The sequence below is a fragment of the Paenibacillus sp. EZ-K15 genome, assembly GCF_002573715.1.
GTDB lineage: Bacteria > Bacillota > Bacilli > Paenibacillales > Paenibacillaceae > Paenibacillus_AQ.
The window spans coordinates 78,935-93,112 of the sequence record NZ_PDHM01000010.1 but is presented as its reverse complement, the minus strand read 5'-3'; the positions used below and the strand labels follow the sequence as shown (position 1 = coordinate 93,112).

Sequence of the window (14,178 nt, the reverse complement as noted above, 5' to 3'; positions counted from 1 at the left end):
TTTTTATGCTTAAAAATGAAAAAGCGGTCGTTGTTTTCAGCGGTGGTCAAGACAGCACCACCTGCCTGTTCTGGGCGAAGGAACGCTTCGCCGAAGTCGAAACCGTAACCTTCGATTATGGCCAACGCCATAAGCTTGAAATAGAATGCGCGGCACAGATCGCCAAGGAGCAAGGCGTGAAACAAACAGTGCTCGATATGAGCCTGCTTAATCAGCTGGCGCCGAATGCGTTAACTCGCAGCGATATCGAAATTGCCGAAGGCGACGGTTTGCCTACTACGTTTGTGGAGGGACGAAACCTGCTGTTCCTCAGCTTTGCTGCTGTACTGGCCAAGGGCATCGGCGCAAAACATCTGATCACGGGCGTATGCGAAACGGATTTCAGCGGTTATCCCGATTGCCGGGACAGCTTCATCAAATCGCTCAACGTTACGCTGAATCTGGCCATGGATTACCCGTTCGTCATTCACACGCCGCTCATGTGGCTCGACAAGTCGGAAACCTGGGAGCTCGCCGACCAGATGAATGCACTCGAATACGTTCGCGACCATACGTTAACCTGCTACAACGGCATCAAGGGAGACGGCTGCGGGGAATGTCCTGCATGCAAGCTGAGAAAAGCGGGGCTCGACAACTATATGCAGCGCCGTAACCGTGTGTCTGAAGGGGGGGGCCTGGTATGAGCCGCGAGCCCGGGGCTTTCCGCATTGTAGAGCAACTGCAGAAGCTTGGCGAAGACATCGATGCCGGAAGCCTGCGTTACCACCGGAAACGGGTACTTGTCTCCAAAGAGTTTACCTTTGATGCTGCCCATCATCTGCATTGCTATGAGGGAAAATGCAAGAACCTCCACGGCCACACGTACAAAGTGGTCTTTGGTATCAGCGGTATTCCCAATGAAGTCGGCATTACCGTGGATTTTGGCGACATTAAAGATTGCTGGAAAACGGAAATCGAACCTTATCTGGATCACCGTTACTTAAACGAGACCCTGCCGCCAATGAACACAACAGCGGAAAACATGGTGGTCTGGCTGTTTGAAAAAATGGAGGAAGCCCTCCGCAGCAAAGAGTCGCACGAGCAACAAGGCACACGAACCGAATTCGTTCGCCTGTTCGAGACGCCGACCAGCTACGCCGAGGTCAGACGGGAGTGGATGATCGATGAATAATGTGCATGTAAAGCATGAGAACGATTCAAGTGCCTCCTCCCCTGTCATCGCGGTGGACCGTCCGATTCCCGTGATGGAGATTTTCGGTCCTACCGTTCAAGGTGAAGGCATGGTCGTTGGCCGCAAGACGATGTTCGTTCGTACGGCGGGCTGCGACTATCGCTGCTCCTGGTGCGATTCCGCATTTACGTGGGACGGGTCAGCCAAGGACACCATTTCGCTCATGAGTGCAGATGAGATTTGGCAAGAGCTGTATCGGCTGGGCGGAGAACGCTTCGATCATGTCACCCTGTCCGGCGGCAATCCCGCTCTTCTCTCCCAGCTCGGCACGCTGGTGGATGAGCTGCACCGGCACGGAATTACCGTTGCCGTGGAGACCCAAGGTTCACGCTGGCAGGATTGGCTGAATGATATCGATGAAGTCACCATCTCCCCCAAGCCGCCAAGCTCAGGTATGGATACGGACTGGGGCAAGCTCGATGATATCGTCTCCCGGCTGTCCGCTCGGGCGCCCGGCAGATCCTTCAGCCTCAAGGTTGTCGTGTTTGACGATAAGGACTTGAGCTATGCGGAAACGGTCCATGAACGATACCCGAATGTGCCGTTTTACTTGCAGACCGGTAATCCCGATGTAGGTACGGGTGATACCACTTCGCTGGTCTCCCATTTGCTGGATCGGTACGAGTTGCTTGTCGATGCCGTCATGCAATCCGATCGGTTGAACGATGTGCGTGTCTTGCCGCAATTGCACACGCTGGTCTGGGGCAATAAACGCGGAGTGTGACGGTTGTCCTAAAAAATGCGCTACACCTGATTGAGCATTTATTAATATATTTATAAAGGAGCTACACTATATGGCTGGAAGACAAAAAGAAGAAATGGAAGACGTTACCCTGCTTGGCAACCAAGGCACGAAATACACGTTTGAATATGATCCCGGCATTCTGGAGAGCTTTGACAACAAGCATCCCTACCGGGATTACTTCGTCAAATTCAACTGTCCCGAATTTACAAGCTTGTGCCCGATCACTGGCCAGCCGGACTTTGCGACCATTTACATCAGCTACATTCCGGACATTAAGATGGTGGAGAGCAAATCCTTGAAGCTGTACCTGTTCAGCTTCCGCAACCACGGGGATTTTCATGAGGACTGCGTCAATATCATCATGAATGACCTCATCGAACTGATGGATCCAAGATATATCGAAGTATGGGGCAAATTTACCCCGCGGGGCGGCATTTCCATCGATCCGTATTGCAATTACGGTCGTCCGGGAACCAAATACGAGGAGATCGCCGCGAACCGTCTGATGAACCATGACCTGTATCCGGAAAAGGTGGACAACCGATAGGAAGCTGAAGCCTTTTTTCTGAATACGTCAGTTCCATTTTCCGTAATGATTATAAAAAGGGTTGCCCGTCTATGGTGGGCAACCCTTTTTTTTCATTTCAACAGGAGGAATAAACGATTACATAGGGTATTCCGTATTCCTAAGTCGGTAATTTAGACGCCGCTTCTTGTACAGCATTTTCCCCGCTTCGGCCACATCGCTGATCGTCCCTTTATTGCTGATTGAACCGAATACAATCCCGGCAATCGGAATCAGCTGAAACAGCTTCTTCATCCCGAAGTTATCGGTATACGACTGAACGACTTCACGCCAGCCCTGCAGCTGTGAGAATACCTGCTCCGTCATTTGTTCATCATCAAAACTGGCGAGCTCCTCAAGCACCGCTTTTTTTCCCACGATATCGGCAGATGCAAACTGCAAGCACTTCACGATAAATACCCGCTCCCGGGGATCGTTCGGATCATACCCGTAACAAAGGGCCATCTCCTGCAGCACCTTAAGCGATTGACCGAGCACCATCGGCAGATCGGCCGCAATCGTAAATATGCCCCCGATTCCCGTTGCTGCTCCTTGCGCTGCGGCGAATTTGACGCGTTTTACCGTTAGCGTACCCGCTGCGGTATCCATGACTTGGAGCGGTAGCTTCGCGGCAGATGCCAAAGTAAGCCCGGAAACCGCCTCCTCCTCTCCGTTCTCGTCTTCCATGTATTCCTCCAGAGCGGACTTGACGGTAGTGCCGGAAACCGCATTCAGACCGTCCAATCCCGCTGTTTGCGCCAGAACCTTCATAACCGACTTCTCGCGAACCAGATGTTTCCCGCCGCTCTGAATAAATCCGCCTACCTCATTCAAGGCACTTCCGATTTTCTCTTGTACAGCCTTGGGCGTGAGGCGATCCAGCAGCATAAAAGGAATTCTTCCGAGCTTCTCCCAGAACATGACGTCCTTCTGCTCTTTTTCCCATATCAAAATCTCTTGAAGCTGCGACTCCAGCTGTTGTCGCGATTCCATCTCGGTCATCCCTCATTACTCCTATCTGCAATTAAAAATAACTATAAACTGTATACGCAGGGCATGGAAGAAAGACGCAATAAATTTCAAATTTAATCTTATAACATCACTCGTAAGGTTAACCAAAAAAGAGATCAACCCCTATCAGGTCGATCTCTCTCTTTTAATTTCGCAACCCGTCATGAGACGGCAAGCATACAGATATGAAATTTATTTACCCAAGAAGGCATTCAGCATCCAAGTATGCTTCTGTACATTGCTGACCATGCCGGTCAACAGATCGGATGTAGCGTCGTCCCCTTCTTGATCAGCAGCTTCGATTCCCGCCTTCAGTTCGCTAGCAAGCTGCTCGAAATCCGCAACCAGCTGTCCAACCATCTGTTCAGCCGTGTTCTCATTGGAAACCTCCTGCAGCGTGGCCAGCTTCAAATATTGTGCCATGCTCGCTGCCGGTTTACCGCCAATAGCCAGCATCCGCTCTGCCATTTCATCCACATAACTTGCCGCTGTGTTGTACAGTTCCTCGAATTTCCCGTGCAGCACGTAGAACTGATGACCTTTTACATACCAGTGATAGTGGTGGAGCTTCACACCAAGCAAACTCCAGTTGGCTACCTGCGTGTTCAAAATTTGTAAAAGTTCATCGGTTGTTGTTCCTTGTGCTTGTTGGGTTGAGTTACTCATCTATACCGTCTCCTTTGTTATTGTATTTAGACTTATTCTAAATCCTTGTATTTATCATAACAGATTCTTGTCTCTTTTGCAAAGGTAATCGAAACTTATCAGATGAAGATAGGATGAAGAAATTACCTCCTATTTATACCTATCCTAATTTATTTTTAAGATCAACTGCAATGACAGGCATCATATCTCTCCGGCCGTGAAGAACCCTAAGACAAGCCCAGGATCGTTTTCATTTCCTTCCGCTTTTGCTTTGGATTCATCACATATAAAGTATCCCCTGCCTCAATGACCGTACTCCCCTTAGGCGTAATGATACGCTTCTCCCGAATAATAGCCGTAAAGAGGATATCATCTGGCAGATTCAGCTGCTGAATCTCCTTGCCGACAATGGGCAAATCTCCATCCACCAGAACGTGGTTGATCTCGGAATCCGCTTGTCCAAGAGCCATTAACTCTAATAAAGTCGGTGCTTTGGCTTTATCCTTCTCCACCAGCGAAAGCTTTTGCGTAAGCGGAGAGATCGTGGTGCCTTGGATCACCGCTGAGGTCAACACAACAAAGAACACGACATTAAAAAACAATTCTCCATGCCTGATGCCCGCCAGAACGGGATATGTAGCCAGGACGATCGGAACGGCCCCGCGAAGGCCCGCCCATGAAATTAATATTTTCTCCCGCATGGCAAATTTGGTGAACAACAGGCTGCTGAACACGCCGATCGGCCTGGCAATTAATATGAGAATCAATGACAATAATAGTCCTTGCCATACGACCTCCGACAGCTCGTTCGGGAAAACAAGAAGCCCGAGCAGCACAAACATGACGATCTGCATCATCCATGCAAAACCTTGGTTAAATGCTTGAATTGTCTTGCGGTACGTCAGCTCGGTGTTGCCGAGCAGCAAAGCCATAACGTATACGGCCAGCAAACCGCTGGCACCAAGCCATGCGGCAGCGGCATAAGTTAGTACGGCGAATCCCAATGCCGTCACGGGATATAAACCCGAGGAATCGAAATTGATGCGATTGATCACATATACAGCCAGCATTCCAATAAGAACACCGACAACCAGGCCCAATCCCATCTCCTTCACAAAGGAAAAAATAAGACCGATCAAATGTAGTTTCGGCTGTTCGATCCATTCGATTAAGGACACGGTTAGAAACACCGCCATCGGATCATTGCTTCCAGATTCAGCCTCCAGCGTCATTCGAATCCGTTTCTTCAGATTCGTTGCGCCGAGAACCGAGAAGACGGCCGCCGCGTCCGTCGAACCAACAATCGCACCAATTAACAGCCCCTCTTGTAACGAAATATCCAGAATGAATGCGGCGCATATTCCGACAACAACCGTTGTCAGCAAGACACCTATCGTGGCAAGCGAAATCGCCGTCCCCAAAACCGGCTTGATTTCTTTGAAATCGGTCTGCATCCCGCCTTGAAACAATATAACAATCAGTGCAAATATCCCGACCAGTTGGGTGAGCTCCGCATTATCATAATAAATGAAGCGGCTGAGAATCATCCCGATGGCAATAAACAGCACCAGGGCGGGCATGCCGAAGCGAGAAGAAAACTTGGTGGTGAGTACGCCTGTCAGAAGCAAAGCGCCGCATAATAAAATCATGGAATCAACAAAACTTGGCAAGCTCCATCCCTCCGGTGTCAGATTCGTATATTATATTACCCGAAAACCATCCCTTCCTCGCACAAACGAAGTGCCTCATGGGGCACATGTTAACGAGGCAGCCGGACAGACAAAAAAGTTGCAAACGTTTACTGGAAATTCCATACCCAATGACTTTATACTGGTAACAAGCGACATACATAGGGGAGGCGTCAATCGAGTGAACATTTCTATTATGAAAAGTGATCAACTATTTCAAGCAGTTGAGCTGTCCGACCGTATTTTTCTGAAGCAGCCGGAACAGCCTTCTATGGGGGTATCCTTTCCTCCGATATTCTCGCCGGGAATCAGCCATTCCTACGGCGCCTGGGATCAAGACAAACTCGTCTCATTCATGGGATTCGTACCATTTACCATTCAAACTCGCGGTGCAAGGTTAAATGTCTATTCCATCGGCTCCGTCTGTACGGATCCGGATTACCGGGGTCAGCGACTGGCAGGCAGTCTCCTGGAACAGTGTATCCGTCATGGGGAAGTTTCCGGGGCATCCTTAATCCTCATTTCCGGCGGCAGATCCCTGTATACACGGGCAGGCAGCCGTTTGTTCGGCCGTGCATTCCGGTTCCGTCTTGACCAGGGAGCCATTGAACCCTTACGGGCGGTGACGGGAAAACAAGTGCGCATTCGGGCGATGCAGCCGCAGGATCTATTCCACCTTCAAAAACTGATGGAGCAGCGGGAAGCCGGTTATGTTACCACGGCTTCGGAGCTTAACAAGCTGCTAGATGCAAGCGCCTACTCCAACGTGATCCGCCTTGAGCAGCAGGTGCTTGTCGCCGAAGAAGACGGCGTGCTGACCGCATTTGCCATCATCGCCGTACCCGGAGCCGTGATGACTCCTTCGAGAGAGTCTACCCTTGTAGAATGGGGGGGAAGCCCTGAAGCGGCGGCACTGGTCATAGCCGAGGCGATCTCGTCCTTCAACCTTTCAGAGTTAACGGTTCCGCTGCCTTGGCAGGATAAAGAGCTGGCAGCATTAATCCAATCTACCGGCGTCACGCCTGAATATATTCAGAATGAGGGGACCGTTTATTTGGTTAGCGGCCCGGAACTGCTTCGCCAGTTGGCTGCTGTGCTGCCTGAGGGGCTGATTCAGGCAGATGGCGAACATGGTCCTTACCGTATAACCCTGAACAATGAAGTATTGGAGCTGGATGATGAGGGGTTGCTCTCGCTCCTGTTTGATCCGGAATCCTCTTATCGGGCAAACGGCAGCGTAACCTTTGATCCTATTCCTCTCCCGTACACAGCAGGTCTTCAGTATATTTGACTGTAGGTTGACACTGAAGGTGCATTTGATCCTTCCCCTTAGCAGGGAGGTCATTTGCACCTTTTTATTTGCTAGGTTGTATATCTGAATCGTTCTACCAGGCTGCACAGCGCTGATATTCATAACCGACGATGGCCGTCCGCCTATTTTTGGCGGGATATGTGCCCTTCTTCTCCGCTTCTACATAGGATGAGATAACCTATCAGATGGAAAGAGGTGCATGGCTTGAGACAACATCCTAAAAGAGGCCTTGGTATTCCGGGTCTCTATCCCGGATACCCGTTCTATCCTTATCCTTACTATCCTCCACCTTACTACCCGTTCTATCCGTTCCCTCCGTTTTACCCGGGATATCCCGGTGGCCATGGATTCCCCGGACATGGGCATGGACACGGTCCATGGCATCCCGGCGGACCTGGTGGTCCTGGCGGTCCCGGACATGGGCACGGACCTGGCGGTCCTGGTTACGGGCCGAGGGGAGCGCAAGGACAACGCAGTAAACGCTAAACACTCGCTGTCTTCGCGCAAACAAACCGTCCGGATTCATCCCGGGCGGTTTGTTATTGATGATCCATATTTTATTAAAATGACCCTTATCGTCTCTTCGAAATCTCATCCCGATCCGGACTTATGGCACCGCCATTACCATCACCATAACCTTGATACAGGTTAGGGTCTGGAACTGCATCCTCGGTAGCAGCCGCTGCTTCAGAGCGTGAGTCTATCGGCGCACCAGTACCGCTATAAGTGCCTTCTTCACGGTAATGATGTTCATTAATGGCGCTATTGCTGCGGAATATATCATATACCCGGCCACCATTCGTTTCATCTGCATCCACCATGACCAGAATATGGCCTTCATCCACATAGCCCCCATATTCCTCTGCTTGCTCTTCCGGAATTCCGAGGCCGATCAAACCACCAACCAATCCGCCCGCCCCAGCGCCTACGGCTGCTCCCGTAAGTGTTGCCGCGATCGGACCAGCCGCGATGATCGGACCAATGCCCGGAATGGCCAATGCACCTAAACCGGCCAGCAATCCGGTTACACCGCCTAACACACCGCCTGTGGCCGCTCCGGATGCCAAGCCCTCAGGTGCCTTGGTGCCGGTCTCGTCCTGAATATGAGAAGATTCACCGCGATCCTTGGCAATAACCGAGATTTCATCGGCTCTGAAACCTTGCTGCTTTAGTTCCTCAATGGCCCGGGTTGCTTCCTGCTCCGTCCGAAAAGCTCCTACAATTTTCTGAGTCATATGAATTCCTCCTCGTGGTCATTTTCGGTTTATCGCTGTACATCCCTAACTTAAACGTCCGTCGCCATAATCAAACAAGAAAACCAATGTACCGCCTGCAAAAGAACCCGCCACAGCATCAAAAATCCCATAATACCCCATTCAATGCAGCTGGTAATATTTAACTTTATGATGATTCATGTTAACATAGCAAGTAAGCACTTGTTCCTTATAAATAGAATAGGTTGGTGATTCCATGAACTGGTTCAAGCCTTTCGAGGACGATCTTGCGGCCGCATTCTCAGTCTGCGAAGCAAGGCTATCCGAGCTCCCCGCTCCCTTGAATGAAATTGGTCTTTCATACTTGAGAAAGTTTGACGTATTCGAGCAGGACAGTTCCAAAAATTACATTTGTTATCTGCTTCCCTTCTGGATGAAAGAACTGACCGCACTCCCCGCCGATGTATACCGTCACCTCTCGGCAGCCAACATTATCGGCATGTTATACTACTTCATTCAAGATGACATCATGGACTCGCCCTATGACAGTCAGTCTCCCATAGATCCGAAACACCATCTCGCACTTGCCAACCTGCTGTATTACGAATTTCTCACATCCTATCAGCCCTACTTTCCAGCGAATTCCGACTTCTGGTCTTATTTCAAAAACTACACGCATGAATGGTCTGAAGGCGTCCTCCACGAAACCCGGGACGATTACTTTAAGCACAACAGGGCCATGGTTGCAAAAAAAGCGGCTCCCGTAAAGCTGGGAAGCACTGCCGCACTGCTGTTATCTGATCAAGCAAGCCTCATTCCACGAACGAATGATGTGATGAACCAGGTTCTGCTGACCTTGCAGATGATGGACGATTGGACCGATTGGAAGCAGGATCTTGCGGATGGCAGCTACAACTGCCTGCTGTCTCTCATTAAATCGGAATCGGGACGACCACATGGCGCAAATCTGACGCTGCCCGAAGTTCAAGAAGCCATCTATATCAACAACATGATGAAGCCCTATGCAGACATTGCCTCAGCAACCCACAATCATCTCTTATCGATAGATATAGATGCCCCCCATCTCATCTCCTTTCATCAAACGATGGTGGACGAGCTTCAAACCGAAGCGAATCATATCGAAAACAGCAAAGAAACGCTTTCTTATGGCGGGTTAAACTATTATTTGTCTATTCTAAGCAAAAAATAATAGATTTTATATTTGTTCCATGGTATTCTTTAAGAGTAAAAAATAACCAATTTATTTGAAAGGGTGATTCTTATGACGACAGAAGCCATCTTTCAAACACAATTGATTCAGAAAGCTTGGGAGGATCCTAGCTTTAAGGCAAAATTGCTCAGCGATCCGAAATCCGCCATCAAGGAAGTTCTTGGGGTACGGATTCCCGACCACATCGAGATTCGAACGCTTGAAGAGAACCCTAACGAGCTGTATCTGGTCATTCCTCCGAATCCATCAGGCGTGATCAAGTCAGAAGCCAAAGAAAGAGCCATCTGGTAAAGACTACATAACAGCGTGGACATTTCATAAATAGAAGTAATCGGTACAAAGAGTGGGGACGATAATCGTCATCGCTGCCGCAGCTTAGCGAATTATTCGCCAGCTGCGGGAAGCGTAATGACGGCATCCGTCCCCACTCCTTTTTTACTCGTAAAATAAATGTCTCCATCCATCGCCTCGATAATACGGAAAGTCACCATCAGGCCAAGCCCCGTCCCCTTCGTTTTGTTGGAGAAATAGGGCTCTCCTAGCCGTGCTAACACATCCGGCCCCATCCCTTCGCCATTATCCACAACATGAATATATACCTGATCTTGCTGGCGATAGCAGCGGATATGGACCAATCCCTCTTCGCCCAGCGCCTCGATGCTATTCTTAACAATGTTGATGAAAGCCTGCTTGAATTTCGAGGAATTCCCCCGAATCGTAATATCCTCCGGAATATCTACGGTGATCTTGCCTCCTTGGAGGTGGGCAAGCGGGCCAAGAATGCCTTCAATATGCTTAAACTCCTCCGAAACTCGAAGCACGGTGTCTTTGCCGAATTCCGGTTTGGCAAAGGTTAAGAAATCCGTAATAATGCCGGAAGCACGGTCCAGCTCCACCAGAGCCAAATCTAAATATTCGCGTTCAGTGGCTTGTGCTTTTCCGGTGAGAAGCTGCAGGAAACCCCGCGTTACTTGCAGCGGGTTACGAACCTCGTGCGCAACCGATGCTGCTAGCTCACTGATAATCTCCATTTTCTCCGAACGCTGCAGTTCATTGTTGAACATCTCAAGCTCCTTGGAGTATTGAAGGATCCGTTCGTGGTTTTTGGCAAAATGCCGTCCGAGAATGACAATCAGGGCAATAATAAAGCTGACAATCCCCCATTTCCAGAGGAAGAGATTATAGCTGCCCCGAGTGAGGAAAAATTGCAACAGCTCACTTAAGCCAACAACAGCGAATACCGCAAAGCCTGCATTAAAAATAACAGCGTCCTTATTTCCCTTAACGGCATAATACATGGAGCTTCCGACCAGCAATACAAATTGAACGATCATCACAACACCCATGACCTGAACGGAGAAGAAATAATACAGGTCGAACCATTGATTCGAACCCCATTGATTAGCAATCAGAAACAGCCCGCAAAACAGCGAGTAGACGATCTGGAACTTGCGGAGTTTACGCAGCGAACCCTTCCAGCCGGGCCCGAAGATTTTTTCAAAAAAGAGACTGAACGAAGGAAGTAAGATAAATAATGAGATGTCATATAAGTGAGTGTACATATTGCCATATTGATTAAAAATCGTATAAAGAAACGGGGAGTATGTAAATACCAGGATGCCTACAGATAAAATAATTAAAGATAAGGATAATACAGCGATCAAATATTTTCTGTTCAGAAAAATAGCGCAGATCAACATCACCAATGCGATAAATATGAAGGCGCTCCCGAGAATGATGTCCATCAAATTCGACTTAACAAACCGATTAAACATGTCTTGATAATCGCCGACGAGGATTTTCCCTTCAATCGTCACATGATCCCTAGCGGTCTCCAGCCAGATGTGAAGATCCTTGCCGAGCATATCCTGATGCAGAGGAAGCAAAATGTAATTAAGCTCATAATTGTACGTTCGGGTAGATTCGTAAATCTTCTCATGGTCCGCATAAACCGCAACCTTCTGCCCGTGGAGCTTATCAATCAAAATGCCAGGGGATGTGGAGGCGATCTCGGGAATCCTCATATAAATCCACGCGGATGCCTTGGTATGCGGCTTAAAAGGCTTCGAATCACCAGCCGAAGTTTCCATCCAGTCATTGATGTGGACAGGCACGCTCTCCGGTATCCCTCGGGATTCCGACCAGAGGATTCTCCACTCCTTAATCGCTGCACGAGCTGCCGTTTCTTCGGTGGCAAAGACAAGCCTGGGAAACCCCTGGCTTAAAGTAAAAACGATGATCAGGAACACAGCGATTCTCCATCCAGACCTCATTGACGCACCTCAAACATTATAATGAGTGAAACTCTTACTGTGTTATTCGATGCAACAAAACCTTCCACCTTCTAATATTCGGAAAAATGATAAAATTTTCTATTAAAGATATAACAAAGAGAGATACCGTTACGGCATCCCTCTTAAATTTATACTTCCCCCTCCTGCAAAGCAGGTACGGCCGGAAACCGGATAATAGCCTCGGTTCCGTTTCCTTTTTCACTAACAAATTGAATGGTGCCATGCATCGCTTCGATGATTCGAAAGGTGACCATCAAGCCGAGCCCCGTCCCTTTGGACTTATTGGAGAAGTACGCCTCACCCAGTCTCTCAAGATCCGCAGCATCCATTCCGATGCCGTCATCTTTGATGTGAATGACCACATCTTCGTTCTTGGCATAGGCCCATATGCGAATAACCCCTTCTCCATCCAGTGCCTCTATACTGTTCTTGACGATATTAATCATCGCTTGTTTGAGTTTGGAAGAATTACCGGTCATGTATAATTCCTTCGCGACATCCAGCTCGATCGTGCCCCCGCTAAGATTGGCCAGCGGCAGGAGGATGCCTTTTACATGCTTCAGCTCTTCATACACATTCAGCTTGACCTCATTCTCCAATTCAGGCTTAGCAAACGTGAGGAAATCCGTGATGATCCCCGAAGCCCGGTCCAGCTCCTTCAGCGCCAGTCCAAAATACTCCTTCTCCGCCTGCTTGGAGTTCTGTGCCAGAAGCTGCATGAAGCCGCGCGTCACTTGCAGCGGATTGCGAACCTCGTGTGCAACCGAGGCGGCCAGCTCGCTGATAATCTCCATTTTCTCCGATCGCTGAAGTTCATTATTAAACATCTCCAGCTTCCTGGAATACTGCAGCACTTGCTCATGGCTGCGGACGAATTTACGCCCCAGCATGACGATCAGAGAGACAATCAGTCCGATGATACCCCATTTCCATAGAAAGAAATGATATTGCCCGTCATGGTAATAAAAGGCCAGCAAATCTCCGAGCGCTGCTAACGCCACCATCCCGAAACCAACAGAAAAGATATAAGCGTCCTTATTCCGCTTGGAAGCGTACAGAATCGTGGTACCGACAAGCAGCAGCATCTGCAGGATAATCAGAATGCCCAGGATCTTCACCGAAACAAGATAGTAAATCTCGTGAAATGAATGATCGCTGACCACCTGGGCAACTAGAAATATCAGGCACATTATGGAGTAGGCTATTTGAAATCTTCGGCAGTAGCGAATGACTCGATAGGGCCCGGGACCATATATTTTCTCAAAATAGTAATACAGCGCCGGCAGCACGGCAAAGAGTGAAATATCAAACACCGCGACCCACACGTCACCCAGGTCTCCATAGAAGGTGTATAGGAACGGCGAATACGTAATAAGCATAGCCCCGCTTGCCAGAATAATCACGCTAAGCGACAGCCAGCTGGATACCGTATGCTTCGGAAGGAACAAGCAACAGAAAAACATGACCACCGCTATAAATAGAAACGAGCTGCCCAATATAAAATCTTCCAGGTCATTCTTAATAAAGCTTCCGCGCAGATGCTCATATTCGCCAAGTATAATATCGCCATCGATGCCTAACGTCATATCCCTGACGCCGTTTGTCCATATATAAACGGTCTTGCCAGCATCATCCGGATGGATCGGAAGCAGAAGAGAATGACTCGTATACATATAGTCTCGCTTGGCTTCATACACCTGTTCATCATCCAAAAAAGCCAAAACATCCTGTCCCTTAATGCGGTCAATCATGATGGCCGAATGCTTCCAAGGGAGAGCGGGCAAAGTAAAACGATTCCATGCTGAATACACCCCATCTGACTTTGGGGGTCCCTTCTTGTCTGGTATTCCCGCCAACCAACTTCTTCCCTGCAGGTTGACCGGCGAAACAACATCCTGTTGTTCGTCATCCCACATAAACTGCCAATCGGGTATCACGGTTTGAGCATTCTTTGCGTCCGATTTTCCCGGTGATATGATCGATATAAGCAGCAGCAGCGGCACTACCAGCAGAAGCAGGAATATGTATTTGGGCATATCCTTCATCTAGTCAGCACCTCTAACCGTCTATAGTCAATAAAAGTCCGCATCTTCACCGTCCGGCTGATTCGACAAACTTCGTGTTCATTTACAATCAATATAACATGAAACGTCTGTTCCGTTTGTAAAATTTTTATTACATAAAGGCAAAATAAAAAGGGATCGCTCTTAACCCTAAGGCTAAAAAGCAATCCCTTTTCGTT

At 48.8% G+C, this 14,178-nt stretch carries 14 protein-coding genes; 7 read left to right on the top strand and 7 right to left on the bottom strand.

The genetic code is table 11. The features are described from left to right. Positions 1 to 5 precede the first annotated feature (5 nt). The 4 genes from queC (at position 6) to queF (ending at position 2,523) form a co-directional block, all read left to right on the top strand. The gene (gene queC, locus CRG97_RS07400) at positions 6 to 683 is read left to right on the top strand and encodes a 7-cyano-7-deazaguanine synthase QueC (protein WP_098742462.1); all 678 of its coding nucleotides are present in this window, start codon (positions 6 to 8) and stop codon (positions 681 to 683) included. Further along, complete coding sequence (gene queD, locus CRG97_RS07395) at positions 680 to 1,171, top strand: 6-carboxytetrahydropterin synthase QueD (RefSeq protein WP_098742461.1); 492 nt, start codon at positions 680 to 682, stop codon at positions 1,169 to 1,171. Before queC ends, queD begins: the two co-directional genes overlap by 4 nt. After that, positions 1,164 to 1,955, top strand: a complete 792-nt coding sequence (gene queE, locus CRG97_RS07390) for a 7-carboxy-7-deazaguanine synthase QueE (RefSeq protein WP_481856187.1) — start codon at positions 1,164 to 1,166, stop codon at positions 1,953 to 1,955. Before queD ends, queE begins: the two co-directional genes overlap by 8 nt. Positions 1,956 to 2,025: 70 nt before the next feature. Next, on the top strand, positions 2,026 to 2,523 hold the full coding sequence (queF, locus tag CRG97_RS07385) for a preQ(1) synthase (protein WP_098742460.1): 498 nt from the start codon (positions 2,026 to 2,028) through the stop codon (positions 2,521 to 2,523). 117 nt (positions 2,524 to 2,640) lie between these two features. On the opposite strand, the gene CRG97_RS07380 is transcribed toward queF, so the two are convergent. From CRG97_RS07380 to CRG97_RS07370, 3 genes are all read right to left on the bottom strand, one after another. Then, positions 2,641 to 3,543 carry an EcsC family protein gene (locus CRG97_RS07380; RefSeq protein ID WP_098742459.1) on the bottom strand — a complete coding sequence of 301 codons (903 nt, stop codon included), beginning with the start codon at positions 3,541 to 3,543 and terminating at the stop codon, positions 2,641 to 2,643. A 201-nt stretch (positions 3,544 to 3,744) separates the two neighbouring features. After that, on the bottom strand, positions 3,745 to 4,218 hold the full coding sequence (locus CRG97_RS07375; RefSeq protein ID WP_098742458.1) for a Dps family protein: 474 nt from the start codon (positions 4,216 to 4,218) through the stop codon (positions 3,745 to 3,747). Between the two features lie 206 nt (positions 4,219 to 4,424). Then, positions 4,425 to 5,867 (bottom strand): potassium/proton antiporter, encoded by a 1,443-nt coding sequence (locus tag CRG97_RS07370; protein ID WP_098742457.1) that lies wholly within the window; start codon positions 5,865 to 5,867, stop codon positions 4,425 to 4,427. 199 nt (positions 5,868 to 6,066) lie between these two features. On the opposite strand from CRG97_RS07370, the gene CRG97_RS07365 reads away from it, so the two are divergent. Further along, the gene (locus CRG97_RS07365) at positions 6,067 to 7,176 is read left to right on the top strand and encodes a GNAT family N-acetyltransferase (protein WP_098742456.1); all 1,110 of its coding nucleotides are present in this window, start codon (positions 6,067 to 6,069) and stop codon (positions 7,174 to 7,176) included. A 238-nt stretch (positions 7,177 to 7,414) separates the two neighbouring features. Here the strand turns inward: CRG97_RS07365 and CRG97_RS33060 are convergent, their stop codons facing one another. Together CRG97_RS33060 and CRG97_RS07355 are read right to left on the bottom strand one after the other, a co-directional pair. Next, positions 7,415 to 7,792: a hypothetical protein gene (locus CRG97_RS33060; RefSeq protein ID WP_161952922.1), complete on the bottom strand. Its 378-nt coding sequence runs from the start codon at positions 7,790 to 7,792 to the stop codon at positions 7,415 to 7,417. Further along, positions 7,770 to 8,432: a general stress protein gene (locus tag CRG97_RS07355; protein ID WP_098742455.1), complete on the bottom strand. Its 663-nt coding sequence runs from the start codon at positions 8,430 to 8,432 to the stop codon at positions 7,770 to 7,772. Before CRG97_RS07355 ends, CRG97_RS33060 begins: the two co-directional genes overlap by 23 nt. Positions 8,433 to 8,667: 235 nt before the next feature. Here CRG97_RS07355 and CRG97_RS07350 point away from each other — a divergent pair, with 235 nt between their 5' ends. Both CRG97_RS07350 and CRG97_RS07345 read left to right on the top strand, forming a co-directional pair. Beyond that, positions 8,668 to 9,621, top strand: coding sequence for a hypothetical protein (locus tag CRG97_RS07350; protein ID WP_098742454.1), 954 nt, complete (start codon positions 8,668 to 8,670; stop codon positions 9,619 to 9,621). Between the two features lie 72 nt (positions 9,622 to 9,693). Then, positions 9,694 to 9,933, top strand: coding sequence for an NHLP leader peptide family RiPP precursor (locus CRG97_RS07345; RefSeq protein WP_098742453.1), 240 nt, complete (start codon positions 9,694 to 9,696; stop codon positions 9,931 to 9,933). Between the two features lie 92 nt (positions 9,934 to 10,025). Here the strand turns inward: CRG97_RS07345 and CRG97_RS07340 are convergent, their stop codons facing one another. Further along, entirely contained in the window at positions 10,026 to 11,915 is a 1,890-nt protein-coding gene (locus CRG97_RS07340) for a sensor histidine kinase (RefSeq protein WP_202618883.1), read from the bottom strand. Between the two features lie 149 nt (positions 11,916 to 12,064). Continuing rightward, positions 12,065 to 13,981: a sensor histidine kinase gene (locus CRG97_RS07335; RefSeq protein ID WP_098742451.1), complete on the bottom strand. Its 1,917-nt coding sequence runs from the start codon at positions 13,979 to 13,981 to the stop codon at positions 12,065 to 12,067. Between the last annotated feature and the right edge of the window lie 197 nt (positions 13,982 to 14,178).

What these genes read in the sequence shown, in the direction of transcription:
- queC (WP_098742462.1), top strand. Translation starts at nt 6, where the DNA reads ATGCTTAAAAATGAAAAAGCGGTCGTTGTTTTCAGCGGTGGTCAAGAC.
- queD (WP_098742461.1), top strand. Translation starts at nt 680, where the DNA reads ATGAGCCGCGAGCCCGGGGCTTTCCGCATTGTAGAGCAACTGCAGAAG.
- queE (WP_481856187.1), top strand. Translation starts at nt 1,164, where the DNA reads ATGAATAATGTGCATGTAAAGCATGAGAACGATTCAAGTGCCTCCTCC.
- queF (WP_098742460.1), top strand. Translation starts at nt 2,026, where the DNA reads ATGGCTGGAAGACAAAAAGAAGAAATGGAAGACGTTACCCTGCTTGGC.
- CRG97_RS07380 (WP_098742459.1), bottom strand. Translation starts at nt 3,543, where the DNA reads ATGACCGAGATGGAATCGCGACAACAGCTGGAGTCGCAGCTTCAAGAG.
- CRG97_RS07375 (WP_098742458.1), bottom strand. Translation starts at nt 4,218, where the DNA reads ATGAGTAACTCAACCCAACAAGCACAAGGAACAACAACCGATGAACTT.
- CRG97_RS33060 (WP_161952922.1), bottom strand. Translation starts at nt 7,792, where the DNA reads ATGAGATTTCGAAGAGACGATAAGGGTCATTTTAATAAAATATGGATC.
- CRG97_RS07355 (WP_098742455.1), bottom strand. Translation starts at nt 8,432, where the DNA reads ATGACTCAGAAAATTGTAGGAGCTTTTCGGACGGAGCAGGAAGCAACC.
- CRG97_RS07350 (WP_098742454.1), top strand. Translation starts at nt 8,668, where the DNA reads ATGAACTGGTTCAAGCCTTTCGAGGACGATCTTGCGGCCGCATTCTCA.
- CRG97_RS07345 (WP_098742453.1), top strand. Translation starts at nt 9,694, where the DNA reads ATGACGACAGAAGCCATCTTTCAAACACAATTGATTCAGAAAGCTTGG.
- CRG97_RS07340 (WP_202618883.1), bottom strand. Translation starts at nt 11,915, where the DNA reads ATGAGGTCTGGATGGAGAATCGCTGTGTTCCTGATCATCGTTTTTACT.
- CRG97_RS07335 (WP_098742451.1), bottom strand. Translation starts at nt 13,981, where the DNA reads ATGAAGGATATGCCCAAATACATATTCCTGCTTCTGCTGGTAGTGCCG.